This window comes from Occallatibacter sp. (assembly GCF_036502485.1).
In the GTDB taxonomy this organism is placed as follows: Bacteria; Acidobacteriota; Terriglobia; order Terriglobales; family Acidobacteriaceae; genus Telmatobacter.
Window position 1 is genome coordinate 1 of record NZ_DASXYM010000046.1, and the last position, 25,688, is coordinate 25,688.

Annotated in this window: 22 protein-coding genes and 1 pseudogene; 12 read left to right on the forward strand and 11 right to left on the reverse strand. The window is 62.2% G+C overall.

Going from position 1 to position 25,688, the window contains the following annotated elements; all coding sequences use genetic code 11:
• Nucleotides 1–231: 231 nt before the first annotated feature.
• Nucleotides 232–438, forward strand: a pseudogene (locus VGL22_RS07835) (helix-turn-helix domain-containing protein); the annotation flags it as partial.
• Nucleotides 439–467: 29 nt separating this feature from the next.
• Nucleotides 468–863 carry a transposase gene (locus VGL22_RS07840; RefSeq protein ID WP_465266348.1) on the forward strand — a complete coding sequence of 132 codons (396 nt, stop codon included), beginning with the start codon at nt 468–470 and terminating at the stop codon, nt 861–863.
• 256 nt (nt 864–1,119) lie between these two features.
• Here the strand turns inward: VGL22_RS07840 and VGL22_RS07845 are convergent, their stop codons facing one another.
• Nucleotides 1,120–2,082, reverse strand: a complete 963-nt coding sequence (locus VGL22_RS07845) for a hypothetical protein (RefSeq protein ID WP_465266349.1) — start codon at nt 2,080–2,082, stop codon at nt 1,120–1,122.
• A gap of 670 nt (nt 2,083–2,752) precedes the next feature.
• On the opposite strand from VGL22_RS07845, the gene VGL22_RS07850 reads away from it, so the two are divergent.
• The gene (locus VGL22_RS07850; protein WP_465266350.1) at nt 2,753–3,985 is read left to right on the forward strand and encodes a glycosyltransferase family 4 protein; all 1,233 of its coding nucleotides are present in this window, start codon (nt 2,753–2,755) and stop codon (nt 3,983–3,985) included.
• Here VGL22_RS07850 and VGL22_RS07855 read toward each other — a convergent pair.
• Entirely contained in the window at nt 3,954–4,931 is a 978-nt protein-coding gene (locus VGL22_RS07855; protein WP_465266351.1) for a hypothetical protein, read from the reverse strand. The two genes, VGL22_RS07850 and VGL22_RS07855, sit on opposite strands and share 32 nt — an antisense overlap.
• Nucleotides 4,932–4,958: 27 nt before the next feature.
• Here VGL22_RS07855 and VGL22_RS07860 point away from each other — a divergent pair, with 27 nt between their 5' ends.
• The gene (locus VGL22_RS07860; RefSeq protein WP_465266352.1) at nt 4,959–6,101 is read left to right on the forward strand and encodes an aromatic ring-hydroxylating oxygenase subunit alpha; all 1,143 of its coding nucleotides are present in this window, start codon (nt 4,959–4,961) and stop codon (nt 6,099–6,101) included.
• 92 nt (nt 6,102–6,193) lie between these two features.
• Complete coding sequence (locus tag VGL22_RS07865; RefSeq protein ID WP_465266353.1) at nt 6,194–6,739, forward strand: hypothetical protein; 546 nt, start codon at nt 6,194–6,196, stop codon at nt 6,737–6,739.
• 24 nt (nt 6,740–6,763) lie between these two features.
• Here the strand turns inward: VGL22_RS07865 and VGL22_RS07870 are convergent, their stop codons facing one another.
• Together VGL22_RS07870 and VGL22_RS07875 are read right to left on the reverse strand one after the other, a co-directional pair.
• Nucleotides 6,764–7,264, reverse strand: a complete 501-nt coding sequence (locus tag VGL22_RS07870; protein WP_465266354.1) for a MerR family transcriptional regulator — start codon at nt 7,262–7,264, stop codon at nt 6,764–6,766.
• A 179-nt stretch (nt 7,265–7,443) separates the two neighbouring features.
• Nucleotides 7,444–8,562 carry an NADH:flavin oxidoreductase/NADH oxidase gene (locus VGL22_RS07875; RefSeq protein WP_465266355.1) on the reverse strand — a complete coding sequence of 373 codons (1,119 nt, stop codon included), beginning with the start codon at nt 8,560–8,562 and terminating at the stop codon, nt 7,444–7,446.
• Between the two features lie 191 nt (nt 8,563–8,753).
• On the opposite strand from VGL22_RS07875, the gene VGL22_RS07880 reads away from it, so the two are divergent.
• Nucleotides 8,754–9,881, forward strand: a complete 1,128-nt coding sequence (locus VGL22_RS07880) for an alpha/beta hydrolase fold domain-containing protein (protein WP_465266356.1) — start codon at nt 8,754–8,756, stop codon at nt 9,879–9,881.
• Between the two features lie 121 nt (nt 9,882–10,002).
• Here VGL22_RS07880 and VGL22_RS07885 read toward each other — a convergent pair whose 3' ends face one another.
• Nucleotides 10,003–12,066, reverse strand: coding sequence for a M13 family metallopeptidase (locus VGL22_RS07885; RefSeq protein ID WP_465266357.1), 2,064 nt, complete (start codon nt 12,064–12,066; stop codon nt 10,003–10,005).
• Nucleotides 12,067–12,517: 451 nt separating this feature from the next.
• Here VGL22_RS07885 and VGL22_RS07890 point away from each other — a divergent pair, with 451 nt between their 5' ends.
• The gene (locus VGL22_RS07890; protein ID WP_465266358.1) at nt 12,518–14,482 is read left to right on the forward strand and encodes a tetratricopeptide repeat protein; all 1,965 of its coding nucleotides are present in this window, start codon (nt 12,518–12,520) and stop codon (nt 14,480–14,482) included.
• A 116-nt stretch (nt 14,483–14,598) separates the two neighbouring features.
• Complete coding sequence (locus VGL22_RS07895) at nt 14,599–15,477, forward strand: hypothetical protein (RefSeq protein ID WP_465266359.1); 879 nt, start codon at nt 14,599–14,601, stop codon at nt 15,475–15,477.
• Between the two features lie 59 nt (nt 15,478–15,536).
• On the opposite strand, the gene tgt is transcribed toward VGL22_RS07895, so the two are convergent.
• The 3 genes from tgt to folK form a co-directional block, all read right to left on the reverse strand.
• A complete protein-coding gene (tgt, locus tag VGL22_RS07900) occupies nt 15,537–16,646 on the reverse strand; it encodes a tRNA guanosine(34) transglycosylase Tgt (protein WP_465266360.1) in 1,110 nt (369 codons plus the stop codon).
• 65 nt (nt 16,647–16,711) lie between these two features.
• Nucleotides 16,712–18,958, reverse strand: a complete 2,247-nt coding sequence (locus tag VGL22_RS07905) for a TonB-dependent receptor (protein ID WP_465266361.1) — start codon at nt 18,956–18,958, stop codon at nt 16,712–16,714.
• Nucleotides 18,885–19,556, reverse strand: a complete 672-nt coding sequence (folK, locus tag VGL22_RS07910; protein WP_465266362.1) for a 2-amino-4-hydroxy-6-hydroxymethyldihydropteridine diphosphokinase — start codon at nt 19,554–19,556, stop codon at nt 18,885–18,887. Before folK ends, VGL22_RS07905 begins: the two co-directional genes overlap by 74 nt.
• Nucleotides 19,557–19,597: 41 nt before the next feature.
• Between folK and VGL22_RS07915 the strand changes: the two genes are divergently transcribed.
• Nucleotides 19,598–19,822, forward strand: a complete 225-nt coding sequence (locus VGL22_RS07915; RefSeq protein ID WP_465266363.1) for a hypothetical protein — start codon at nt 19,598–19,600, stop codon at nt 19,820–19,822.
• 14 nt (nt 19,823–19,836) lie between these two features.
• Nucleotides 19,837–21,033 carry a Gfo/Idh/MocA family protein gene (locus tag VGL22_RS07920; protein ID WP_465266364.1) on the forward strand — a complete coding sequence of 399 codons (1,197 nt, stop codon included), beginning with the start codon at nt 19,837–19,839 and terminating at the stop codon, nt 21,031–21,033.
• Between the two features lie 31 nt (nt 21,034–21,064).
• On the opposite strand, the gene VGL22_RS07925 is transcribed toward VGL22_RS07920, so the two are convergent.
• From VGL22_RS07925 to VGL22_RS07935, 3 genes are read right to left on the reverse strand one after another with little or no spacing between them, the layout of a single operon-like run.
• Entirely contained in the window at nt 21,065–21,511 is a 447-nt protein-coding gene (locus VGL22_RS07925; protein WP_465266365.1) for a hypothetical protein, read from the reverse strand.
• Between the two features lie 36 nt (nt 21,512–21,547).
• A complete protein-coding gene (locus VGL22_RS07930) occupies nt 21,548–21,835 on the reverse strand; it encodes a hypothetical protein (protein ID WP_465266366.1) in 288 nt (95 codons plus the stop codon).
• Nucleotides 21,832–22,401 carry an RNA polymerase sigma factor gene (locus VGL22_RS07935; protein WP_465266367.1) on the reverse strand — a complete coding sequence of 190 codons (570 nt, stop codon included), beginning with the start codon at nt 22,399–22,401 and terminating at the stop codon, nt 21,832–21,834. Before VGL22_RS07935 ends, VGL22_RS07930 begins: the two co-directional genes overlap by 4 nt.
• A gap of 121 nt (nt 22,402–22,522) precedes the next feature.
• Between VGL22_RS07935 and VGL22_RS07940 the strand changes: the two genes are divergently transcribed.
• Together VGL22_RS07940 and VGL22_RS07945 are read left to right on the forward strand one after the other, a co-directional pair.
• On the forward strand, nt 22,523–22,738 hold the full coding sequence (locus VGL22_RS07940; RefSeq protein ID WP_465266368.1) for a superinfection immunity protein: 216 nt from the start codon (nt 22,523–22,525) through the stop codon (nt 22,736–22,738).
• 167 nt (nt 22,739–22,905) lie between these two features.
• Nucleotides 22,906–25,545, forward strand: coding sequence for a glycoside hydrolase family 3 C-terminal domain-containing protein (locus tag VGL22_RS07945; RefSeq protein ID WP_465266369.1), 2,640 nt, complete (start codon nt 22,906–22,908; stop codon nt 25,543–25,545).
• Nucleotides 25,546–25,688 lie beyond the last annotated feature (143 nt).

A 25,688-nucleotide genomic window follows, 5' to 3' on the forward strand; every position in this document is an offset into this window, starting at 1 on the left:
CCCCGGGGGTGGAACGGCCTACCTCGACACCCAGAGCGGCGAGAGCGTCCTTATCTTCCACGCCCAGAACCTGGCTGAAAACGGCACACCGCATGTCTGGCTCAAAACCCTCGACTGGCAGAACGGCTGGCCCACCCTCACTGACATCACCGCCGCAATAAACTAGTGGACGGTCGCTGAGTAAAGGTTATTAGTTGCATTCGCATCTAAACTGATGTGAACAGCGACTCCATGGTGCTCTCCGAACAGCAAAAGAGCGAACCCGGTCATATCGCTCAGTCTCGATCCCTGCCTGCCGGGTATGTGTTCCGCGCCAGGCTGATCCTGATGTTGGCTGAGGGCGCGTCGTACGCTTCCATCAAGCTGCGGCTGAGAACCACCGCTCCAACCATCAGCCGCTGGAAACAGCGCTTTTTAGCCGCCGGCGTGGACGGCTTGGACACGGCTCATCCAGGTCAGAAGCCTCCGTGCTCACAGCCAGGATGCGGGCGCGCCGTCTGGTTGACGAATTCCTTCAGAAGAATCCTCGCGCCCAATTCCACTTCACGCCGACATACTCTTCGTGGCTTAACCAGGTCGAGCTTTGGTTCGGAAAAATCGAGCGTGACATCATCGCGCGCGGCGTGTTCACCGATCTGGCACGAAAGATCAAACGTTACATCACGGCTATTCGGCAAATGCCAAACCCATTCAGTGGAAGTACTCAGATCCAAAACGCCGCATCCGTAGTAACGAATTCACTGCGACAGGCCACTGTCGGCGTGAAGGTTCTTGAAAGGGTCTGTGGTCACGGCGGCCAAGATGGTGCCTGGTGCGAGAGTAACTATCATGTACCTGGAAGGTTAGCTACTGCATTCAACTGAAGAGAACTGAGCACACTCCGCCCCCAGGCTCCTTTTCAATCGCGACTGGCAACTTAACGTTGGCAATGCGAATCTCTTTGTCAGCTATGAGCCGGCATGCTGTAACCGCACCGGATCTGTTGCTGGAGCGCCAGTTGGCGCGCTACCAGCATCGCACCGGAACCGGTAAGTAGCATGCGGCGCACAACCCTCGCTGAGTGCGTCGGTCCCAGAGGGCTCAGCAGCCGCGAAGCCCGTTCAGCCGCCCGATGTGCAACTAAACATCAGCTTCTTCAAGCGCGAGCCGGCGCTCGTCCGGTTCGCTCCACGCAAGCCGCAGGCCGTCTGAGAAGACACCTCTACCCAGCATCTGAAGCCCCGCAATTCCCCAGCGCATGGCCGACGGCGGATTGCCATTCGGCCAGAGAGTGCTCAGGGGTCGAAGAACTCCGTTCGCGTCCGGATGATATACGCGCTCGTCCCAGTTCTGCGAACCCAGCGGAAACTGGGGATAGTGGCGCACAGCGTCGATAGCGGACCGCAGAATGCGATGCTTCCAGGGCTGAGCATACTGAGGAAGAAAGAGCACCACGCTTCTTTTGTCCAGGCGGATTTCCCCCACGAACTCATCGAAACACGTCGCGTTCGTCAGGTTAATGTTCGCGTTCGGCTCGGCTCCGTGGCGGTCGCCGCCCGAGATCAGCGCGATGTTCCACCGGTCGCCCAACCGCAATGCCTCGCGGTTCTCCATCCAGTTCCGTAGTCCATTCAGTTCGATGGCATGAATCCATGCTCTGTTCTCGCACAGGAACTCGTTTACCATCTGCAGATGTTTTTCCTGTCCCACTCCGTAAAGATCCCAGATCGGATGATTGAACACGATGAGAACCGACGGCACGGCATGAAGCGCCGCGAGAATTTCCCGCAGTTTCCGCGAGTCTGGATTCGACGTATACGCCGCCAGAATTTGCATCCACTCCGAGGCTGTGGCGGCGGGCAGATTGTGCACCCCAAGGTGAAAAGTCTGTTCGCCACAGGGAACCGTCCACTCTACCGAAATGGGGCTATGCTTCTCCCCGGGCAAAGAGTGCAACAGGAGCGGGGCATTGATGTTGTCGTGATCAGACAGCGAAACCATCGCAGCCAGGCCGAGTTTCTCGATCTGGGCGGTCTCCAGATCCAGAGCAAACTTGGGCGCCAGCGGCGGTGTCCAGTAGCTCAGGCAATAATTCACCCGCATTCCGTGGTTCGCCTCGGAGCGACTCTCCAGCCTCTTCATCAAACGGCGCATGAGACAGTAGCGAGCCCCAACAACCGAGAGGAACTTCAAGGTCTCTCGAGATTGATTGGTGTGACTGTGGAGCGACGCTCCCGATTGAAAGCCATGGTGCGCCCTTGTGTTGCGCCATAGATACTGAACCGATTCGCCCTTCACCCCAATCCCTTTCCCTCGCCTGCGCTCGCGCATTCAGATGCAATCCGCCGGTTCAATTCGCAGCTAACGTTACCTGCCGGTTAAGACCGTTCCCACGCGCGATTCGGAAAGATCAGAGCAGAATGAGAAGCGAACGCACATGCGACTCCGTAGCTTTGACGGTCAGGCCTCTTCAGAGTGCCCCCCAGAGATCGAAGAGGATGTCCGCAGCAAGCAATGCGCACAGAGAATGTAACAGAAATATCGGCACTCTTGTCATCCCAGCTACTTTTAGCGGCCAAAAAGCTCCTGGCCCAGAATGAACTTTCATTCATCTTTGCAGAACAAAGCAAAGAAAGCCTCGACCTGAGAGTCTACAAGAGAATCCGCACCAATTCCTGCAAGATCGGGGGAACGCTCGTCCAGGAGGTGCGGAGAACGGGAGCGGCTCCTTCACGCGTAGTGCTACTCCATTTCATCTGACGATCAAGGACGAATGAGAATTGCCATCTTCACCGAGACATTTCTACCTAAGACGGATGGCATCGTCACGACGCTCTGCCAGACCATCCATCAGCTCCGCCAACTGGGGCACGAAGTACTTGTCTTTGCGCCCGACGGTGGCATAGCCGAATTCGAGCAGTGTCGCGTAGTCGGAATGAGAAGCCTGCCGTTTCCGCTCTATCCCGAACTTCGTCTGGCGCTCCCGCGCGCTTCCATTCGCAGAATCCTGACGGAATTCAAGCCCGACCTTCTGCACGTTGCCGATCCGGCCCTGCTCGGGATCGCGGGCCTTTACTACGGTGGCGGCAAAGATGGCGGCCCCCTACGTCTTCCGCTCATCGTTGCGTACCATACTGACTTACTGAAATATCCCCACTACTACGGCCTTGGCTTCCTGCAACCCTGCGTGGTCAAAATTCTTCGCATTCGCCACAACCGCGCCACGCTCAACTTGTGCACTTCAGAACTGATGGTAAGCCAACTGAAGGAGCATGGCATTGCCCCGGTCGCATTGTGGCCCGGAGCTGTGGACTCTGACCTGTTCAGCCCCAGTCGCGCTTCGGAACAGATGCGCGCCCGCCTCACGCAGGGCAATCCTGATAGCCCGCTTGTTCTGTTTGTCGGTCGGCTATCCTCCGAAAAAAACCTGGAGAGCTTGCGCGATTGGCTCGAAGGGTCTCCGGGGGTACGGCTCGCTTTCGTAGGCGACGGACCGCAGCGCAGCAAGCTTGAGAGGCATTTCGCCGGCCTCCCGGTCTTCTTTGCAGGTTTCCTCTACAAAGAGGAACTGGCCGCTGCCTATGCCTCAAGCGACATCTTTGTCATGCCTTCGCGCACTGAGACTCTGGGCCTGGTCGTGTTGGAGGCAATGGCTTCAGGTTTGCCGGTGGTCGCTGCGCGCGCCGGCGGCATCCCCGAAATGATTGAGGAGGGGGTCACCGGCTACCTCGTGAGTACCAGCAGCGAGGCCACGAAACGCATCGCTACGCTGCTCGCTTCCACCACCGCTCGCCAGCTGATGGGCGCCACGGCTCGCGCTCAGGTAAGCCGCCGAAGCTGGAAATGTGCAACCCTTCAACTCATTCGGCTATATGACAAAGCCATCGAGATGCAAAGGATGAGCCGCTTAGGCGCAAGGCACAGCCCTGCTGAAGACTCGCGTAGCAAGACAAAAAGAGCGCTTGGCCGCGCGGTCATCTTTGCTGCGCGAAAGCTGCTTCCGTAGCTAGTGCCTGGCCGGACAAAAGCCCCTTCGCTTGCGCCTGGGGCTTGTCCTTGAATGCGACATGATAGGTGCCGTAATCGATTGTAAGCAGAGCGGTCCCCCCAATGCGGATCTTGGATTCACTCCGATTGCTCTGCGGCAGCCATACGCCGTGGGTCTCTGAATTCGTGCTCTGGATATCCGTGCTGGTGATCCAGAAAGAAGGATTTTTTGCCGGTTCGGCCTTGATCTTGAGTACTGCAAATTCCTTCGCATCCACCCAGATATCTCCGCGGTAAAGAAACTTGCCGTCCCGCAGAGGATCTACGTGAAGCACGTAGGCCGGCCTACCATCCAGCAACTCCGTCCCGGTAAATTGAAAGCGATAATTTGTCGAGTCTAAAGCAGTCGACTGCTTGTCCCTGGAGGCCTCTTGTTCGCTCTCCACCGCCCGCTTGAGCACCTTGTCACAAAGGAGTCCCGATCCGCTCTTCGATACCGTTCTGAAGCTCTTGCCGGAACCATCGTCGTAGTTGACCTCCACCTCCATGGTCGCAGCGATATTCACCTTAAACCCCTTGTACCGCACCTGGTAGTGGCGTATTGCGTCGTAGTGCTTCAGTTGTCGTGCCTGGTTGACTTCATGCTGCCGCATATGATCGACAATCTGGTCCACCGGCGGCGCGGTCGGCGGCGCTGGTGTTTCAGGGGAAACTGCCGCTGTGATGGAGGCCAACAGAACCGTTTCAATAAGGGTCTTCAGAACCCGGGTCATGAGACATAGTATCGCGCAGGAGAGCGGGCCGTCAGCGGGTCGGAGTGCCGTGGCGTCCCTCTGAGCCCTCAACGAGAGTTGTTCCGGGGAAGGCCAGGGAACACTGATCCTTATCTCACGTTGCGCGCGGAAGTTCTCCATGCCGATGTCATGCAGATCATGATTGAATCTGTTCATGACGGCGCGCGGCACGGAGTGCCGGCACTGCGAAGGGATCCCATGACTGAGCCAATGGCCGAACTGCTCGACCTCTACGATTCCACTGCTCCGCTGCACGAGGCCTCGACGATTCCCGCCCCGTGGTATGTGGATGCACGTTTCGCAGAGTTGGAGCGGGAGCGCGTATTTGCGCGCAACTGGATCCCGGTGGGTCGCGCCGACCAGGTGGCCGAGCGGGGGCAGTTCTTAACGGCGGAGATTGCGGGCGAGCCCCTCGTGGTGGTGCGCGGCGGCGACAGGCAGCTGCGCGCGTTCTACAACGTGTGCCGCCATCATGCCGCAGCGGTCATGACGGCGCCCTGCGGCAGCGCAGAGCAACTCCGTTGTCCCTATCATGGCTGGACCTACGGGCTGGATGGAACCCTGAAGGGAGCGCCGGAATTTGCCGGCGTGTGCAACTTTGATCGCGCGCAGAATGGGCTCATCCCCGTCCGTGTGGCTGTGTGGGAGCAGTTTGTCTTTGTTGCGCTCCAGGAAGACGCGCCGCCTCTGGAGAGCTTCCTGGGCGATCTTCCTGCTCGTGTGGCCCCGTTGGGGATAAGTAGAATCCACTTCTTCGAGCGGCGCAATTATACCCTTGCGTGTAACTGGAAGGTGTACGTCGATAACTACCTTGACGGTGGATATCACGTACCCCATCTGCACAAGGGCCTGAACAGCGTGCTGGATTACAAGGAGTACACCATTGAGAACAGCCAGCATTACTGTCTCCAGTCGAGCCCCTTGGTGGCAAGCGGTGAGCACGCCGACGTGTCGGCGACGCGCACCGGAGATCGCGCATCTTACTACTGGCTCTACCCCAACTTCATGATCAACATCTACCAGGGCGTCATGGATACAAACCTGGTCCTGCCCCTTGCGCCCGACCGGTGCCTGGTGCAGTTCGATTTCTATTTCGCCGATGTGAGCGATGCGGCGCGAAAACTCAACGCCGAGAGCGTCGCCGTGAGCGATCGCATTCAGGATGAGGATGTAGCCATCTGCGAGTCGGTTCAGCGCGGGTTGGGCTCTCGGGCGTATGGCGCTGGAAGGCTCTCCATGCGCCGCGAGGCGGGCGAACACCTGTTTCACAGGCTTCTGGCGCGCGATCTGCGGACCGGCGTGAGCGCTCGACAGGAGCAGGTCAAGCTGGTTCAGCTTTAGCCGCTTGGTCGCCCGGCGCGAATCCGGCGACAACCGGAATTGGAACCCTCCGCATCTCCTCCGCAGGGCCCAGTGTGGCCGGAGGAGCGGATATGCCGGATGACAGCAAGGGTTTGGGAGCAGGACTGATCGCGGGTGCCATCGGCGGGTTGGTGGCATCGTGGGTGATGAACACGTTTATGGAAGGCGCGGGCCCGAAGATCCAGCAGGTCGCGCAAAAGTTGGAGGGGTCAGGACATCCCGAACAGCGATCGTCGTCTCAGTCGTCAAGCGATGAGCCCAAGGTGGACGCAACCATGAAGGCCGCTGACGCGATTGCCAGCACCGTAACCGGCGGACGCCACCTCTCCATGGAAGGCAGGCAGAAGGGCGGCCCCATCGTGCACTACGCGTTCGGCGCCCTGATGGGTGCGCTCTACGGCGCCGGCGCGGAGTATTCCTCTTTGGTGCGAGCCGGATTCGGAACCGCGTTTGCCAGCGCGCTCTTCGCGGGAGCGGATCTGTGGGCCGTACCCACCCTGGGATTGTCCGGCTCCTCGGATGCGTCGGTGAGTTCGCTGGCCACGCCGTATTCAGCGCACGTGGTCTATGGCGTCGCCACGGAAGGCGTGCGGCGGCTGGTCCGGGCGGTGATTTAACCCCGCGGCGAGCTCGCTGGGAGCCTACAACGGAAACAGGCTGTCAGATCCGGGGCGGACCTTGATGATCCTGGCGCGCTCGCGCTTCGCTGTAGGCTGTTGATCGGCCAGAAGCTGCGAAATCTCGCGCAGCTCGGAGCGAGTTTGGGCAAGGGCAGCTTTCATGGCGTCCGAGCGCTGCAGCATCATGGGCGCGGGTTCCGCAGCAGCGCCTTCGGGCTGCGCCTGCGCGGGAGCCGCTGCCCGCTTGACGCCGCTTTCAAGCGCGTGCCGCGCGCCGGGAATGGTATACCCCTCTTTGTGAACCAGCCGCTGAATGTCGAGCGCGAGTTCCACGTCGCGGCGCCGGTACAAACGCTGGCCGGTGCCGCTCTTGTTCGGCTTGAGCTGCGGAAATTGCGTCTCCCAGAATCGAAGCACGTACGTTTCGATTCCGCAGATCCGCGCCACATCGCCGATTTTGAAATACAACCGGTCAGGAATGACCGGGGTCTCGGACGCGTGTTTTCTGGAAGCCTGGGACAAGGATCCTCCGGGGCGCGAGCCGGACCGCCCTACCGCAGTATAGGCCACTTGTTGCACCAAATGTGAAGCAAAAAACACCAGGGAAAAACGGAAAGAGGGAAGAAGGGAACAGAAAGAGCCGCAACATCAGGGCGAGCGGCCGCTTTCACCCTCTGTCCCTTTGTCCCTCTTTCCCTGCGCTATTTCCCTATCCCTTCCACCCGTCCATCAATCCCCATCCGCGCCGGCGCACCATGCGGCGCGGCCCTCAGATACTGCTCGGGCCAGCTCGTCGTCTCCGTCATCGCAGCGGCGGCGTGCACCGCAAAGTAAGGGTCCCGCAGCATCTCGCGGGCGAGCAGCACCAGGTCCGCGTCCCCGCTCTCGAGAATGCCGTTGGCCTGCACCGGCTCCGTGATCATGCCCACCGCGGCCGTGGCAATACCGGCCTCGCGCTTGATCCGCGCGGCAAAGGGAACCTGGTACCCGGGCGCCACCGGAATCTTCGCCGTCGGCACATTGCCTCCGGAGGAGCAGTCGATAAGGTCCACGCCACGATCCTTGAGCATGCGTGCCAGTTCAACCGAGTCGTCAATCGTCCAGCCGCCCTCCACCCAGTCGCTGGCGGAGATGCGCACGAACAGCGGCAGCTCCTGCGGCCACGCCTCGCGCACGGCATCGGCCGCCTGGACCAGCAGGCGCGCACGATTCTCGAAGCTTCCGCCGTACTGGTCGGTGCGGTGATTGGAGAGCGGCGAAAGAAATTCGTGCAGCAGATACCCGTGCGCGGCGTGAATCTCCACCACGTCGAAGCCGGCCCGCAGAGCGCGATTGGCGGCCTCGCGAAAGGCCGCAATCACGGCATCAATGCCGGCCTGATCGAGTTCCTGGGGCAGTGCATACTTATCGCTAAAAGGAAGAGCGCTGGGAGCCACCGGCGTCCAGCCGCCCTCCGCAGGGGGAACCAGCCTCTCGCCGTGCCAAGGCGCAGACATGCTGGCCTTGCGCCCCGCATGCGCCAACTGGATGCCCGCGCGCGCCCCCTGGGAATGCAGAAAGGCCGCAATGCATTCGAGCTTGTGAATATGCTCGTCCTTCCAGATGCCCAGGTCGGCGGGCGTGATACGGCCCTCCGCCACCACAGCGGATGCTTCGAGAATCACAAGGCCCGCCCCGCCCACCGCCCGGCTTCCCAGGTGGACCAGATGCCAGTCCGTGGCGAAACCGTCAACTGAGGAGTACTGGCACATGGGCGAGACCCCGATGCGGTTGGGAAACGTGACGGAACGCAGTTCAAGCGGCGAGAAAAGCGGATGCATCAGTCGGAATCCTCCACTGCGCGGCTGCGCAGCTTGCCGCCATAAGTGCGGCCTCTTCCTAGATGACAAAGCATGCTCAGCCGATGCACGCAATCGCGACGGAGAACACCCGCCGGCGATCTTGCATTCGCATGTAGACGGCGAGATCAGGGCAACGTCTCTGTTATTGTGGACCCGGCGCCCGGAAATCCATGATCATACTTGCACCGCGCTCCAACCGCACCGCAGAGGTTATGCCGATGAAAATCTTCGCCGCACTCTTGCTTGCTCTTGCCACTGCCGGATTTGCGCAGGAAAAAGCTGCGCCGCCCAAGCCAACTACGGCCGCCGAAGCGCCAACCCGCGATACCAGTTACATCGACGAGAAGGGTACGGCCCACGTGACGCGGGTGGTGCCGATACCTGAAGACCTGAGCGCGGAGGCCAAGGCTTCGTTGAGCCGGCGCGAACCCGACCAGGGGCCGCCGGAGTCGCTGGCCGAGCGCCGCAAGCATACCGACGCGTACACCGCCGGCGCCAAGGTCGCATGGTCGAAGATCTGCCCCAACACCCTGAATGACCAGAGCATGGCGGGCGTACCCGTGCACGTTGTGGTGCCCGAGGGCATGCCCGACGCGAACAAGGACAAGGTGCTCCTGAACCTGCATGGCGGAGGTTTCAACTCGGATTCAGGCTCGTACACCGAGTCGATCCCCATTGCCGGCTACGCAAAGATGAAGGTGGTCGCGGTCCTCTACCGCCTCGCGCCCGAGTATCCCTTTCCCGCCGCGGTTGATGATTCGATCGCCGTCTACAAAGAGCTGCTGAAGACTTACAAGCCTTCGCACATCGTGATCTACGGAACCTCGGCGGGCGCCATTCTTACCGGCGAAGTGGCTGTGAAGATCAAGCAACTCGGGCTGCCCCTGCCGGCGGCGCTCGGAATCTTCAGCGGCATGGGTGACTTCGGGCGCATGGGCGACTCCATCTCCATATACGCCCTGCGCGGCCTCTCAGGTCATCTCGATCCCCCCGCCCCCGGCGCACACGATCCTGAATACACCGGCGAAACAGATGTAAAGGATCCGGTGCTCTCGCCCATGTACGCAGACCTGCACGGCCTGCCTCCGACGCTGTTCGTTACCAGCGGTCGCGACCTCCTCCTCAGCGGCACGGTCAATCTGCATCGCGCATTTCTGCATGCAGGCGTCGATGCCGAACTGGTGGTGTTCGACGCGCTGCCGCACGCCTTCTGGTACGACTTCAAAATGCCCGAAGCAATCGAAGCCAACCACATGATGGCGGACTTCTTCGTCAAGCAGCTGAAAGCCAGGGAATAGGGAGAAGGGAATAGGGAGTAGAAGATGAAGGCCAGCCATTCCTTCGCGAATGGCTGGCTCTTTGCTGTTCGGCGGAGCCGGGCCTTTCCTACTCCCTACTCCCTGTTCCCTACCTGCTTTATCACCACACCCGGCACATGTTTTCCGGCTGCATAGGCTGACCGGGCTTGCAGTTGAAGGCCTGCCCGAATTCCGGCATGTTACGGACCACGCCGTTCACGCGGAACTCCTGCGGGGAGTGCGGATCGGTCTGCACCTGCATCTGCACGCGCTGCGGGCGCAGCTCCCCGCACCAGTTCTGCGCGTAAGCGACGAAGAACTGCTGCTCCGGCGTGTAGCCATCCTTCTTCGCGTCCATGCCCATATTCTTGCGTTTGGCGTCTTCCAGCAGAGCCAGGTAAGCAAGGCGCAGTCCGCCGTTGTCTGCGGTGTTCTCGCCCAGCGTGAGTTTGCCGTTGACGTGCAGATCGCCGGGAACGGTAAACGCGTTGTACTCCTTCACTTCGCAGTCAGCCTTGGCTTCAAATTTCTTGGCGTCCTCTGCCGTCCACCAGTCCTTGAGATTGCCGGCAGCGTCGAACTGGCGGCCTTCATCGTCAAAGCCGTGGGTGAGTTCATGGCCAACTACCGCGCCAAGGTGCCCGTAGTTTTCCGCGTCCGTCGCACCGGAATCCCACAACGGCGGCTGCAGAATGCCCGCCGGGAAATTGATGTCGTTCATCGTCGGGCTGTAGTAGGCATTCACCGTCGGCGGGCTCATGCCGAACTCGCCTCGGTCGACCGGCTTGCCGATCTTGTTCAACAGACGGTGATTCTCAAACTCCATCGCGCGGATAGCGTTGCCCAGCGCGTCTCCCCGCTCGACCTTGAGACTCGAGTAGTCCCGCCACTTATCTGGATACCCGATCTTGTTGGCGATCGCGTGCAGCTTCTCTCTGGCCTTGACCTTGGTGGCGGCGCTCATCCAGTCGAGCGTGTCGAGATCCTTATCCATCGCGTTCTCGATATCCCGCACCATCTGCTGCGTTGCCTGTTTGCTCGACGGCGGGAAAGCCTGCTTGACATACACCTCCCCAAGCGCCTCGCCAAGCGCCCCATCCGTGGCCTGCACGCACCTCTTCCAGCGCGGCTGCTGTTGTTGTTGCCCGCTGAGCGTCTTGCCATAGAAATTGAAGTGCTCCTCGTCGAACTTCTCAGGCAGCGCGGTGCTGGGCGTCGCGTTGATAAGCTGCCAGCGCAGATACGTCTTGATCGTGTCCAGGTCAGTGGACTCAATCAGCGAATTCAGCGCCTTGAAGAACGGCGGGTAAGTCACATTGAGCTTCTCGATGGGCGGCGTGCCTGTGTCCTGGAAAAAGACCTTCCAGTCAAGAGCAGGCACCATCTTCTGAAAATCATCGACCGACGTCATGTGGTAAATGTTGTTGGGATCGCGTTGCGATGTGACATCCAGCGAGTTCTTGGCCAGCGATGTTTCCAGTTCCATCACTTTCTTTGCATCGTCCGCAGCCTTGGCATCAGGCTCTCCGAGCAGCTTGAACATGCTGGCGATGTGCGCGACATACTGGTCGCGGAGCTTCTGGTCGGCCTCCCCCGTGCGTAGGTAATAATCCTTCTCCGGCAAGCCCAGCCCTGCCTGGTCCATCGCAGCAATCTGTTTGGTTGCATCGCCAAAATCCTGCTGCTCGCCAAACCCGATGAACGCGTTCACATTGGTGAGTTGGAAGTGGGCGAGCAGCGGCGCAAGATCGCCCTTGCTCTTGAGGGCGGCGATGCGGTCCAACTCCGGCTGCAGGCCCTTGATCCCGTCGCGATTGATAGCAGCCAAATCCACGCACGACGCAAAATAGTCGCCAATCTTCTGCTCGTTCGCGGTCCGGCCGGCTCCTCCGCTTGCAGACTTCTCCAGAATCGAATGCAGAATGGTTTCGTTCGCGTCGTAGAGCATGCTCATGCTGCCAAAACCCGAGCGGTCAGCGGGGATGGGGTGCAGCTTGCTGAAATTTCCGCACGCGTACTGGAAGAAGTTGGTGCACGGGTCTGCGCTCTTATCGAGGAACGAGGTGTCGAGGCCGGCGAGTCGCTCCGGCTTTCCCTCGCCCCCGCTTGAGGTCTGCGCCAGAGCCACGGCACTGCATGCGGCAGCAAGGACAAGGCCCGCTGCCGTAATGAATCTGCTGTTCATGAGTTCTACTCCGATCCGCGACAAAGACTGCGGGGGTTGAGGGTAAGAAAACAACACATCTGTAAAGACCGAAACACATCCTGAAGGACGACGGCTCCACTGAGCCGCGGCAACCGGGCGCGCCTGAACCACCCGACAGTGTAAATGTGCGGGCATTCCCAAAGCAGCACTTTCCCAACGCGGGAGGGCTGGCCACGGCAACGTCCATCTTCTGAACCTTCAGCATTGAACGCCCCCAGACGCATTGGTTAACGTGCGGATGGGTGCCTTGCCTATGGCGTCAGCGCTTGCAGACAGAAGTAAAGCATTGTCAGCACAACAGGTCCGCGCCTCCGCGCCTATGCAAATGGATCCTGGGCCGCTCCGGAAACGTCTGCAGGAGGAAGCGCGCCGCTATCAGCGTGCCCTTGAACGCGACCCGCGTAACCCCCAGGCGCTGGCGGCCATGAGTTTGATCGCGCTGGCCAGCGGACAGCCCGGGCCCGCAGTGCTGATGGCGCGCGCAGCGGTCGGCGTGGCTCCCGCCATGGGATCTGCATGGGTCGCGCTCGGCCAGGCCCTGCGTGCAGACAAGCGTCCTGGCGAAGCGGAGAAAGCCTGCGATACCGCAATTCGCCTGGACGGAATGGACCCCCTGGCGCGGCTGGGCCTCGGCGAGATCAAGCTGGCCACCGACCGCCCCCAGGAGGCTTTAGTCGAATTTGAACTCGCGATCCGGCGCGATCCCTCACTGGTCCCCGCGCACTTGGGAATGGGCCACGCGCTCGTGTTTCTCAAAAGGCATATCGAGGCGCTCGAAGCCTACGCGCAGGTGCTGCTGCTGAATCCCCGGCACCCGGAAGGCGAGTTCGCAATCGGTTTCACGCTGGCGCGGATGGGTCGGGCCGCCGACGCCGAGCGCCGCTATCGGCGCGCCATTGCCCTGCGGCCCGACTTTGCCGCCGCGTGGATGAACCTGGGCTGCCTGCTGCGCGAACAAGGCCAGGATTTCTTTGCGCGTTCAGCATTGCAGCATGCCATCGACCTGCGCCCGGATGACTTCGCGGGTTGGATCAACCTGTCGCTGCTGGAACGCGAATGCGGACGCGATGAGCAAGCCGAGGCGCACCTGCGGCAGGCATTCGCGCTCGATCCGGAACAGGTGGAGACGCATGTGGCGTGGGCCCAGTTCTGCGCCCAGCGAGGCGATACCGCCGGCGCGCACAGGTGGTTGCAATGGGTTGACGCTCGCAGTGCAACCAGCGATGAAGCCGCCAACCTCAAGGGCATTCTGCTGCACAACGAGGGCCGCTTCCCCGAGGCCGTCGCGGCCTTTGAACGAGCCGAGGAGATGGGCAGCATAGCCGCCGCTTCCAATCGCGGAAACTCCCTCATCGAACTCGGTTGCGATCAAGCGGCACTCGAAGCGCATCGCGTCGCGGTGACCCGCGATCCACATAACCCCGGTGCGCGCTACAACCTCGCTCTCACTGAGCTTCGCCTGGGCGAGTGGCGGGAGGGCTGGCGCAACTACGATGCGCGCTGGAGCTTTCGCGAGGTGCATCAACAGCCGCGCCGCTTCGATCAGCCGCGCTGGCGGGGCGAGCCGCTGCGCGGCCAACGCATCCTGCTGCACGCCGAGCAGGGCCTGGGAGACACCATTCAGTTTTGCCGCTATGCAGCCCTGGTCGCAGCCCGTGGTAGCTTCCCGATTCTGCAGGTGCAGGCGCCTGTAGAGAAGCTCGTGCGCTCGCTGGCCGTGGTGCATGCCGGCCAGGCCACCGTCGCCCAGCTTGGGCAGACGGTAGAAACATTCGATCTGGAATGTCCGCTAATGACTTTGCCCGCCGTCTTTGGCACCACCATCCAAACCGTGCCGTGGGCAGGGAGTTACCTGTGGCCCAATCCGCAACAGGATCCGCAAGAGGATCCCCCACCGATTGCGGCCATAGAAGACCTGCTCGCTGAACCGCGACGCTTCCGGGTGGGCATCGCGTGGGCCGGCAATCCCGATTACAAAGCGGACCGTAACCGGTCAGTGCACCTCCGTACCTTGCTGCCGCTGCTGCGCGCGTTCCCTGAAGTGCGCTGGATCGCGCTGCAGAAAGGGCCCGCGGCCGCGCGGCTTGCAGAGTTGCCCCCAGGCATCCGGCTGACCGATGGCTCCAGCCACGACGCCGACCTCGCGCAGACGGCTGCACTCGTGGCCGCCCTGGACCTGGTTATCACGACCGATACGTGCATTGCGCATCTCGCCGGCGCGATGGGAAAATCTGTGTGGATCCTGCTGCCGCACCTCTCTGACTGGCGGTGGCTGCAGCGGACAAATACCACGCCCTGGTACCCAACCGCCGAATTGATTCGACAGCAAACCCACGGCGACTGGCTCGGCGTCATCCAAGCAGTAGAGTTAAAATTGCGCATGCTCCTGGCCTGAGTAGAATCCTGAACAGATATCGGCACAGATTCCGGCCCCTTTCCACAGCACTTCTCCAGAGGCACCGCAACTTCCTTCACATTTTCGCGTTCGCTTGAGAAAAGGAGATGCAAACCGTGACTCGTACCTGGTTTGTAATACCCGCAATTGCCCTCTTCGTCGGAGTTGCAGCATTGAAACCTGCACCGGCGGCCGCCGCGCCCCCGGCAGCAGACGGATACTGGCAGCAATACGGCTGGGACGTTCCCCCGCGGGAGTTCAACGAGGTGCAGCGCCGTGGATTTCATGACGGCGTGCAAGGCGCGCAGAAGGATTACGGCAATGGCCGCCGCGCCAATGTGAACAACCGCGAGGAGTATCGCGATCCCGACGACATGCCGCGCGACATTCCGCCGGATATGCGTGAAGCCTATCGCCAGGCCTTCCGCCGCGGCTATGCCATGGGTGCATCCCACCTGTGGGGCGCGCAGGCGCCGCAGGGCTATCCCCCACCGCAGGCGAGCTATGCACCCCCGCAGCAAAACTGGGATTGGGGCATGCGCGGCCTGCGCAGCGATGCGGAGCGCCAGGGGTATCGCGAAGGCGTCGAAGAAGCCCGCAAGGACCATCAATTCAACCGCCGGCGCGATCCCGATGATCACGAGGAATATCGCGAGCCTTACGTGGCACCGCAGCTGGTGGATGAATACCGCCAGGGATTCATGCGCGGATACACGGTGGCCATGTCGCAGCTCTCCGGCGATCAGGCCTGGCAGTACAACGGCAATCCTGATCAAATGGAGGCGCCCGGTCGCTTCACAGAAATGCAGCGTCGCGGATTCCACGACGGCATCCAGGGCGCGCAGAAGGACTATGGCAATCACCGCAGCCCCGACCCCGGCAATCGTGACGAGTATCGCAACCCGCCCGTCACCGGCGAGTTCCGGCACGAGTATCGCGAAGGCTTCCGCCGTGGCTACGAAATGGCAGCCGCGCGTTTGTGGGGCGGCCAGTAATTTGCAGCAAAAACAAATGCCCCGGGATCACCGCATTCCGGGGCATTCTGCGTCTGAACTCAGATCGGCTCTGGATTCTCGAGCGATCCCCGCACCCGCTGCATGATCTTGAGATAGTAAGCCAGGTTGTGAATCGTGTTGAGCGTCGCGGAGAGCGCTTCTCGGGCCTGCATCAGGTGGCGCAGATAAGCGCGCGTGTAGCGCCGGCACACCATGCAGTCGCAGTTGGGATCGGGCGGCCCCTGGTCTTCGGCAAACTTCCTGTTCTTGATGGTCAGCCGGCCTTCGCTGGTAAACAGCAGCCCGTGGCGCGCCGCACGCGTGGGCAGCACGCAGTCCATCATGTCCACGCCCATGCGCGCGTACTGCTCAATCTCGTCCGGATAGCCGACACCCATCACGTAGCGCGGCTTGTCCCTGGGCAGCATCGGCAGCACTTCAGAGATCATCTCCAGCGTAAGCTCGCGGGGCTCGCCCACGCTCAGGCCGCCGATCGCGTACCCGTCGAAATCCATCTCCATGAGCTGCTCGGCGCTCTGCTTGCGCAGATCGCGATACATCCCGCCCTGCACAATGCCGAACAGCCTCTGCGTACGGTCGGGAATATCGGCGGCCCACGGAACCTCATGCTGATGCGCTCTGAAGTGCTCCAGCGATCGCCGCGCCCACGCCATGGTGAGGCGCAGGCTCTCCTCCGCGCGCCCGCGCTCGGCTGGGTATTCCGTGCACTCGTCAAACGCCATGGCGATATCCGCGCCCAAAGCGATCTGCACGTCCATAGAATGTTCCGGAGTGAAAAAGTGCGAACTTCCGTCCAGGTGCGATCGAAAACGCACGCCTTCATCAGTTACCTTGCGCAGTTCGCTTAACGAGAAGACCTGGAAGCCGCCGGAGTCCGTCAGCATGGCGCGCGGCCAACTGATGAATTCGTGCAGTCCGCCCATGCGGCGGATAGGCTCGTGGCCCGGACGCAGATAGAGATGGTAGGTGTTGCCGAGAATGATCTGCGCGCCCAGTTGCTCAAGCGTGTCCTGCGGCACGGCCTTCACTGTGCCTGCGGTGCCGACCGGCATGAAGACCGGCGTCTGAACGGTTTGATGAGGAAGATGAAGCTGCGCGCGGCGGCCGCCGGCGTCGGTGGTGCGGATAAGCTCGAAGGTAAGTCCCACTCGATGATTTTATCGGGGCGGGCTGTTGGTCTTTCTTTACAGTCAGGCGGCCTTTGCCGATGCCCCTATTTAAGCTCGCGCCCCAGCCGGATCATCACGCCCGCGCGCACGCTCTGCGGCTGCCCCAGCGTCGTCGTAGGTGTCTTGGACACTTCAATCGTACGGTCGAACATATTCTCGGCCGCCGCGAAAACGTCAATGCGTCTCCTGAAGCTGTGTGAGCCGTAGGCATCCACGCGGAAGAATTCGTGCAGCATGAACGTATTCGCGTCGTTGTCATACTGGCGCCCCACCATGCGGCTCTGCAGGCTCAGTGTGCCCAGCCGCGGCTGAAAGGCGCGCACATTGAGCGTGGCCATATTGTGCGGCACATTGGGAATCCAGTTGCCCACGTCCTGCGGTCCCTTGGTGACCACCGCATGGGCATACTGATAACCGCCATCCACCGCCAGCCAGCGCCGCGGCGCCACTTCAAAATCGAGCGAAACACCTCGGCTCTCGATCTGGCCCAGATTCTCTCGCAGCAGCAAAATCGGCGAAGAATTCGGATCGACCGTCACCGCAGAAATAGGCCGATTGATCTGCGTGTCAAACCAGCTGCCCCGCACCGCGCCCCACTTGCGCTGCGATGCAACGCCAACCTCCCAGCCGGTTGCCCGCTCGCTCCGCAGCGAAGGATTGGCCTTGGTGAGCGAGTTGCCCACCTGCGTGGAGCGATAAAGTTCGCTCGGCGTGGGCGCACGGAACGCGCGAAACCCCGAAGCCGAAAGCGACCAGTGCGCGCCTAGCCTCCGCACCACGCCCAGGCGCGGATCGAAGACCGTCTCGCTGAAACTCGGCGGCTGCGTGGCCGTGGGTACCCAGCCGCTTCCCGTCTGCCGCAACTGCAGCACATCGTAGTTGTCGAACCAGTCCACCCGGCCTGATGCTGCGACCGTCCAGCCGTGGCGCACCGCCATGAATTCGCCGAACAAAGCAGGATCGCGCTGATGCACATCGGTCTTTATGGTCGACCCCGTAGCCAGGGTCTGCTCTTCATCCCAAACCCGCACATCGTGCACATCACCGCCGGCCAGCAGCAGCATGCCCGAGCCCAGCGGCTGATTCCAGTGCGCCGTGGCACCCAGCTCGTTGTCCGGAATGGTTGAAATCTTGGTCGGCGTTTCGCCGCAACGAGAAGAGCACGTGGGCTCATCCGCGGTCGGCGCATTTGAGATCGACGAGAACGTCTGGTAGTAACGCTCATCCGATCCATAGGCGCGCACCGCCAGCGTGCCCTGGTTCCTCCTTATGCGCGGGCCGCTCCAGTCACTACCCACCGCATAGCGCCACAAGCGCGTGCTGTTCACCTGGTAGGGAGTGCCGTTGTCGCGTTCTTCCTCAAACCCGCTGCCGCGCGCAAACAAACGCAACGGCCCGCGCGCATGATCAATCAAGCCCAGCCCCGTGCGCGCATGTACATTGGAGTTCACGTCCACCAGCCCGCGCTGCCACGGAGCCTCCTGAATATAGCCATCGGTGCCCACCAGGGTGCCCGCTGCAAGCCCTCCCCACGCGCCTTGATGGCCTTCTGCCAAAAGGCTGTGCGCGTATGTGGCATAGCTCCCGTAACTCGACCGCAATTGGACCGCGTTGGCCGAGGGCTCGGCGACGCGAAAATTGACCACCCCGCCAATCGCGCTCGAGCCGTACAGATCGCTCGCGCCCCCACGCACCAGCTCCACGCTTTCAGGCGCGAGCTCCGGCTGCTCTTCCCAATGGATCCATCCGCCCACCGGATCGTTCAGTGGCACATCATCTTCAGTAACCAGCGTGCGGCTGGCTGACGTGGATCCCAGTCCGCGCAGGCTGATGCCCTGCGACGACGGATTCGCTACCAGCGAACTCGAACGGCGAAACAGCTCCACGCCCGGCAGCTGGCGCAACTTGTTGTCCATCGTGATCGCGCCGGCGGACTCAAGTTGTTCCGTCGACAACTGCCGCGTGATCGCGGGGCTCTCAAGATCCCCGAGCGGCATGCGATAGGCAGTGACGGTCACCTGCTCCACCGCAGCGGCCGGCTCCAGGTGCACCGTCGAATTCGCGTTGAGCGTCACATCCTGTGCCGCGAAGGACGGAGCCTCAACATGAAACTGACAAGGAGCAGCGCACGCCACGACAATCCGCCCGCTCGCATCTGTCTGGCCCACAACCCCGCCCCAAGCGTTCCGCACCTGCGCACCCGCGATGGCCATGCCGTCACCGGCGATTACGGTCAGCGTCAGGCTGGTCTGGCTGTTGGTTTGGGCGCTCGTCTGGGCGCACGCCGCCATCGCCCCCAACGCCAGCACGCCACATATCAGATTGGAGAGGAAATACCGCATTGCCCCCGTCGGTCCGCTCGTCCCGCAGAGCGTCAAGCAATTCTTTCACGCTTTTGCCATAGGTGACGACTACCAGGTCGGGAGCAATTTCATGCAGCGGAACCAGCACGAACGCGCGCTCCGCCAGCCGCGGATGGGGAAGGTCCAGCCCGTTTTCATGAATCACCTCATCGCCCAGCAGCAGCAGATCCAGATCGAGAGTCCGCGGCCCATTTGGCAGGCTCAAGGACCGCTCGCGGCCGAACGCGCGTTCAATGCACAGCAGCGTCTCAAGAACCTGCCGCGCGCTCAGACTGGTCTCGATCGCAATCACCGCGTTGACGAAGCGCGGCTGATCCTCATAGCCAACCGGCTCCGTGGAGTAGAGTGACGAGCCGCCCACAACCCGCCCCAGCGAGCCCAGTCGCTCCACCGCCGCTGCCAGCGTGGCTTCCGGCGACCCCGCCGCGCTGGGCAGGTTCCCACCCATGCCGATGTAGGCGATCTGCATACCGTACAGCCTAGCCTGTCCCCTCGCACTCGCGCTCTTGCCTGTTGAAATGGGCACGCGCCAATTCTGCTAGCATCGGACTTCGGAGAGCTTACCGTATGGATTCCATGGGAAATGCGGGCCTCGGCGCCCGCCGCAATGAAGACATCGCCCTCGACCTTTTGAAGTTTGTTGCTGGAGTCGCCAACGTAGGCCGTGCCACCGCGCCCTCCACCGGCTTTACCGCCAGCGCCGCGCCCAAGCCCGACGAGCATGTCACCGAACTCCTCGCGCTCTATAGCCGCTGCCTGAAAGCAGTCGAAGGCAAAGGGGCGGACAAATAGCCGATCGCGCTCCATTGCGCGTCGCGGTTGCGGGAACCGGAGCCTTCGGGCGCAACCATCTTCGTGTCTATCGCGAGTTGGAGCAGGCCGGGGCGGGCGTCCAACTTGCCGCCGCCGTTGACCCCGACCCCGGCCGCGCCGCCGAAGCCGAAGCCCAGTACTGCATCCCCGTCTTCGCATCAATCGAGGAGTTACTCCAGGCCGGTCTGCGGCTCGACGCAGCCACCGTTGCCGTACCCACCATTCATCATCATTCGGTCGCGTCGGCTCTCCTTGAGGCCAACATCGACGTGCTGGTTGAAAAGCCCATCTGCGCCACCCTGGCTGAAGCCGATGACCTGATCGCACGCGCCGAAACAGCCCAGCGCGTCTTGCAGGTGGGCCACCTCGAGCGTTTCAACCCCGCCGTCCTCGCCGTGCAGCCGCGGCTCAAGCGTCCCATGTTCTTTGAAGCCCATCGCCTCAGCGTGTTCACGCCGCGCTCGCTCGATGTAGACGTTGTGCTCGATCTGATGATTCACGACCTCGACATCGTCCTCACCTTCGCCAACTCGCCGGTACGGGAGGTGCGCGCCGTTGGACTGCCGATCCTCTCGCCCAAGGTCGACATCGCCAATGTCCGCGTCGAGTTCGAATCCGGCTGCGTCGCCAACTTCACAGCCTCGCGCGTCTCCACTGAGCGCGTTCGCAAGCTGCGCTTCTTCGAGCCCCGCCAGTATGTGTCCATCGACTACGCGCGACGCGATCTGCTGGTCATTCGCATCGACGATCAGCCGGCCGGCGAGCCCGTCGCGCCCGCACTCGCCGCCGCGGCCGCGGAGTTCCTCTCCACCGGCAAGCTCGATGCCGCCGTGATCCAGAAGCTGATGGCGTCGGGCCAGATCCCGCCGGCTCTCCTCGGGCAGATCCTCACCGCCCGTGGCGATAAGGCGAAGCTCGCTGAATTAGCGCAGAGCCTGGCCGGACCTCCGCCTGGCACTGCTTCAGGACCCGCCCCCGGCCTCTCCTTCGTCAACCCGGACATCACCCCAGGCGAACCGCTTCACCTCGAACTGGAATCTTTCCTCGAGTCGGTCCGCACCCGCCGCGAACCCCGCGTCACCGCCCGTCAGGGGCGCGCCGCCCTCGCCCTCGCCCTCGAAATACAAGACACCATGGCCGCCCATGCCCACCGCGCCGGGCTCCAGGATTTCTTCCAGCCCCGACCCTGAACTGTGCGCACTCCGGCCTTCCGCGTTTCCTTTACGCCACCCCCAGCGTCCGGTTCACAAAGCCCACAACATATTTCCAGATCAGGTAGTAAGCAGCCACCGCCACGCAGAACAAGATCCCCACGAGCGCGTACGGAATCTGAAAATGCCCAAACTTGGTGGCGCTGGTCTCACCCAGTTGGATGATCCCCAACCACCTGCCAATCAGCGTTCCCGCGGGTATGATCAGCCCCACCAAAATGGCCCCGTGCGCGCCCAGAGACAGATTTGTCATCGAGCGGGACCAGGCCCAGAGCATGTTCCACACCCCCCACAGCACCGGAACCAGCGCCATTGGAAACACCAACCCCCGCTCAATGGGATAAGGAACCTGAAAGGCCAGCCGCACCACAATAAAGACCACAAGCATGAGCGGCAGAACCAGCGTAGGGACAAACACTCCCGCCAGGAACGCTCGCAAATAACGATGGGTATTCATCGCACTCCTTTCCGCGGACTCTCAGGTCCCGCAGCCTCACAGGTAATACAGCAGCACCGGGATGGCAGCCGGAAACGCAACCCCCGCCACCGCCATTCCGCCGGCCAGCGCCCAGTCAAACCACGGAACCGCCCGCAGCCCCACACGAACGCCTTCCTGCTGGCTGAGCCGCCGCTGCATCGCCGGCCACAAATCCGGGCCCGGACCGGCATCGCTCCCCACCGGCGGCGCCGCCTTGCGCAGCAAATTCGCCAGCTCTTCCCTGGCCCCTGGTCCCTGGTCCCTCGCGTCTGTTCCCAGTTGCCTGTTCCCTGTTCCCTTCATGTCGTAATCCCCTTCTGTTCCAGGTCACTTCTCAGCCGGCGCATGGCGCGAAAGAGCCGCAGCTTCACCGCCGCCACCGTCACCCCCAGCGCCTCCGCAATTTCCTTCTGCGGCCGTTCCTCGATCACCGCCAGCACCGCCACCACCCGCAACTTCGGCGGCAGCTGCGCCAACGCCGCCGCAACTCCACTCCGGATCTCTTCCGTCACCAGCGGGTCCGCCTGCGCCCGCCCCGGCACCGCCGCAAAGAACTCCTCCGGCATGCCGTGCTCCGGGCGCGGCCTGCGCATCCAGTCCAGCGCCGCATGCGTTGCAATGCGCCGCGCCCATGGTCCAAACCCACGGCCCGGATCGAATCGCGCATGCGCCCGATAAATGCGGAAGAACGTCTCGATGGTCAGATCCTCTGCGACCCCGCGATCGCGCACAATCCGCAAAATCCACCCGAACACGTCCCGCTGGTACGCGCCAAACAGCGCCTCGAAGGCAGCCTCGTCTCCGGCGCGCAACCCGGCCAGCCACTGCGCCTCGCCTGTCTCGCTGACGATCTCGGCCGCCGTCATCATCCGCTCCGCGCCCTTCGCGTTCTACCCCCTCTTACGTGGAACTGCCCGCAAGGTTACACCGTATCTTGTACTGACGGGAGCCACGCCAAACGGCTTCCGGCCGCAGCGGAGGCTGCACCGCATGTTCCACCTGCTCATCCTCATCGGTCTTTACTTCCTCCCCACCCTCATCGCCAGCGGCCGCTACCTGCCGGAGCGCACCGCCATCGCCCTGCTCAACCTGTTCCTCGGCTGGACCTGCATCGGCTGGATCATCGCCCTCGTCTGGGCCATTACGGCGCCGAGGCCCTATGTCTACTACGGGCAACCGCCTTATCCTCCGCGCTGGCGGCCCTAGGTTCGCGCCGCACGCACATTACGAGATAAACCGATTTTTACGGGAGATGCCGGCCGTTTCTCCGCTTGACAGACCCCCCTGCGCGCTTTAGCTTGACTCCCGGAGAGCGGGCGGCTATTTCGCCGTCGCCAACGTGCTTCCTATACGGCCCGCTCCCGGGAGAATTCATGAGAACGTTTGCATGCCTTGCCGTTGCAGCGGCCCTGCTGACCGGCGGCTTTTCCACCCTCGCCGCCCAGGACGCCGACAAGCCCGCCTATCTTGATACCAGCCTCTCGCCTCAGCAGCGCGCCGCCGACCTCGTGAAGCGCATGACCCTTGAAGAGAAGGCCACTCAGCTCGTCAATCAGGCCCGCGCCATCCCCCGCCTCAAAGTCCCGGCTTATGACTGGTGGAGCGAGTCCCTGCACGGCGTGGCGGTCAACGGCACCACCGAGTTCCCTGAGCCCGTCGGCCTCGCCTCCACCTTCGATACCGACGCCATCCACAAAATGGCTGAGGTCATCAGCACCGAAGGCCGCATCAAGCACGTGCAGGCTGTCCGCAAAAACGGCGGATTCAGCAACATCTTTGAAGGCCTCGACTTCTGGGCGCCCAACATCAACATCTTCCGCGATCCCCGCTGGGGCCGCGGACAGGAGACCTACGGCGAAGATCCCTTCCTCACCGGCCGCATGGGCGTGGCCTTCGTCACCGGCATGCAGGGCGACGACCCCAAATACTACCGCGTCATCGCCACCCCCAAGCACTTCGCCGTGCACTCCGGCCCGGAGCCCACCCGCCACTTCGCCGACGTCGACGTCAGCAAGCACGACCAGATGGATACCTACCTGCCCGCCTTCCGCGCCGCCATCACCGAAGGCAAGGCCGGCTCCATCATGTGCTCCTATAACTCCATCAACGGCCAGCCCGGCTGCGCCAGCGAGTTCCAGCTCGTCGATCAGCTCCGCAACAAGTGGGGCTTCCAGGGCTACGTCGTCTCCGACTGCGGCGCCGTCATCGACATCTTCGCCGGCCACCACTACCGGCCCACCCAGGCGCAGGCCTCCGGCATCTCGCTCTTCCGCGGTATGGACAACGAATGCGCCGACTTCTTCGCCAAGGTCAATGACAATCACGACTACAAGCCCTACCTCGACGCCGTGCAGCAGGGCTATCTGCCTGAAGCCGCCGTCGATCAGGCGCTCGTCCGCCTCTTCACCGCGCGCATGAAGCTCGGCATGTTTGACCCACCGGAGAGCGTGCCCTACACCAAAATCGATGAAAAGCTCCTTGACAGCGCCGAGCACCGCAACCTCGCCCGCAAAGTTGCCGAAGAAGCCATGGTGCTGCTCAAAAACGACGGCACCCTCCCCCTCAAGCCTGAAGTGAAGAACATCGCCGTCGTCGGCCCCCTCGCCGATCAGACCAAGGTCCTGCTCGGCAACTACAACGGAATCCCCACCCACTCCGTCAGCGTCCTGGACGGCCTCAAGGCCGAATTCCCCAACGCCAAAATCACCTACGTCCCCGGCACCCAGTTCCTGCATCCTGACGGCGCGCCCATTCCCAACAGCCTGCTCACTACCCCCGACGGCAAGCCCGGGCTCAAAGCCGAATATGCGGAAGGCATGGCCTTTGGTGGAACTCCAAAGCCGATCACCAACCGCGTCGAGTCAAAGGTTGACCTCACTCAAGCCTCAATTCCCGCTGAAGTCAAAGACAAGGATCTCTCGGTTGAGTGGTCCGGCTTTATCACCGCCACTGAAACAGCCGACTACCTCATCGGCATCGACGCGGACGGATTCGCCGGCGTCATCGTCAATGACAAGCGCGTCGCCCAAGGCTTCGGCGGCGGCCTCCACATGGGCCGTGCTCACCTGGTGAAAGGTGAGAAGGCCGAGATCAAGGTCTCCTACGGCCAGCGCAAAGGAGAAAAAATCTCCGCGCGCCTCGTCTGGGCCAAGGTCGACAACACGCCCTCCACCGCCGCTGTTGAAGCCGCCCGCAAAGCCGACGTGGTCATCGCCGTGGTCGGCATCACCAGCGAACTCGAAGGCGAAGAAATGCCCGTCAGCGAGCCCGGCTTCCTCGGCGGCGACCGCACCTCCATTGACCTGCCCCAGCCGGAAGAAGAACTGGTCCAGAGCGTTGCCAAGGCCGGCAAGCCCCTGGTGGTCGTGCTCATGAATGGCTCAGCCCTTGCCGTGAACTGGGAGAAAGACCACGCCAACGCCATCCTTGAAGCCTGGTACTCCGGCGAAGAGGGCGGCGCCGCCATCGCGTCCACCCTCAGCGGCAAAAACAATCCCGCCGGCCGCCTGCCTGTCACCTTCTACACCGGCGTGGATCAGTTGCCGAACTTCGAAGACTACACCATGGCCAACCGCACTTACCGTTACTTCAAGGGCAAGCCGCTTTACGGCTTCGGACACGGGCTCAGCTACACCACCTTCGCTTACAAGGAGCTCAGCCTTCCCGGCGACCTCAAGGCCGGCGACCCGCTCCCCGCGGACGTCACCATCACCAACACCGGTAAGCTCGCCGGCGATGAAGTCGCGCAGCTCTACCTCACCTTCCCCGCCGTCCCCGGCGCCCCCCTCCGTGCCCTGCGCGGCTTCAAGCGCGTGCATCTTGAGCCCGGCGCGTCCCAGAAGGTCCACTTCGACCTGAAACCCCGTGACCTCGGCATGGTCTCAGAAGACGGAACCCCGATGATCAGCGAAGGCGAGTACACCGTCTTCGTAGGCGGCGGCCAGCCCGGCACCGACGCCCCCAACGCCACCGCCAAACTCAAAATCAACGGCTCCCTCGTCCTGCCCGACTAACCTGGTCCTGCCCGACTAACCTGGTCCTGCCCGACTAACCACAGGCGCTCCGTGCCCCATCCCGTCGCCTGCCCGCGCCCCCCACCGATAGGTCGTCGTCGGTGGGGTAGTTGCGGGCGACAGCCTGGGAACCACGAACCTCA

Coding starts and splice junctions, on each gene's coding strand:
- VGL22_RS07845 (WP_465266349.1), bottom strand. CDS start 2,082: ATGCGGGTGAATTATTGCCTGAGCTACTGGACACCGCCGCTGGCGCCC.
- VGL22_RS07850 (WP_465266350.1), top strand. CDS start 2,753: ATGAGAATTGCCATCTTCACCGAGACATTTCTACCTAAGACGGATGGC.
- VGL22_RS07860 (WP_465266352.1), top strand. CDS start 4,959: ATGACTGAGCCAATGGCCGAACTGCTCGACCTCTACGATTCCACTGCT.
- VGL22_RS07865 (WP_465266353.1), top strand. CDS start 6,194: ATGCCGGATGACAGCAAGGGTTTGGGAGCAGGACTGATCGCGGGTGCC.
- VGL22_RS07875 (WP_465266355.1), bottom strand. CDS start 8,562: ATGCATCCGCTTTTCTCGCCGCTTGAACTGCGTTCCGTCACGTTTCCC.
- VGL22_RS07880 (WP_465266356.1), top strand. CDS start 8,754: ATGATCATACTTGCACCGCGCTCCAACCGCACCGCAGAGGTTATGCCG.
- VGL22_RS07885 (WP_465266357.1), bottom strand. CDS start 12,066: ATGAACAGCAGATTCATTACGGCAGCGGGCCTTGTCCTTGCTGCCGCA.
- VGL22_RS07905 (WP_465266361.1), bottom strand. CDS start 18,958: ATGGCGGCGTGCGCCCAGACGAGCGCCCAAACCAACAGCCAGACCAGC.
- VGL22_RS07915 (WP_465266363.1), top strand. CDS start 19,598: ATGGATTCCATGGGAAATGCGGGCCTCGGCGCCCGCCGCAATGAAGAC.
- VGL22_RS07925 (WP_465266365.1), bottom strand. CDS start 21,511: ATGAATACCCATCGTTATTTGCGAGCGTTCCTGGCGGGAGTGTTTGTC.
- VGL22_RS07930 (WP_465266366.1), bottom strand. CDS start 21,835: ATGAAGGGAACAGGGAACAGGCAACTGGGAACAGACGCGAGGGACCAG.
- VGL22_RS07935 (WP_465266367.1), bottom strand. CDS start 22,401: ATGATGACGGCGGCCGAGATCGTCAGCGAGACAGGCGAGGCGCAGTGG.
- VGL22_RS07940 (WP_465266368.1), top strand. CDS start 22,523: ATGTTCCACCTGCTCATCCTCATCGGTCTTTACTTCCTCCCCACCCTC.
- VGL22_RS07945 (WP_465266369.1), top strand. CDS start 22,906: ATGAGAACGTTTGCATGCCTTGCCGTTGCAGCGGCCCTGCTGACCGGC.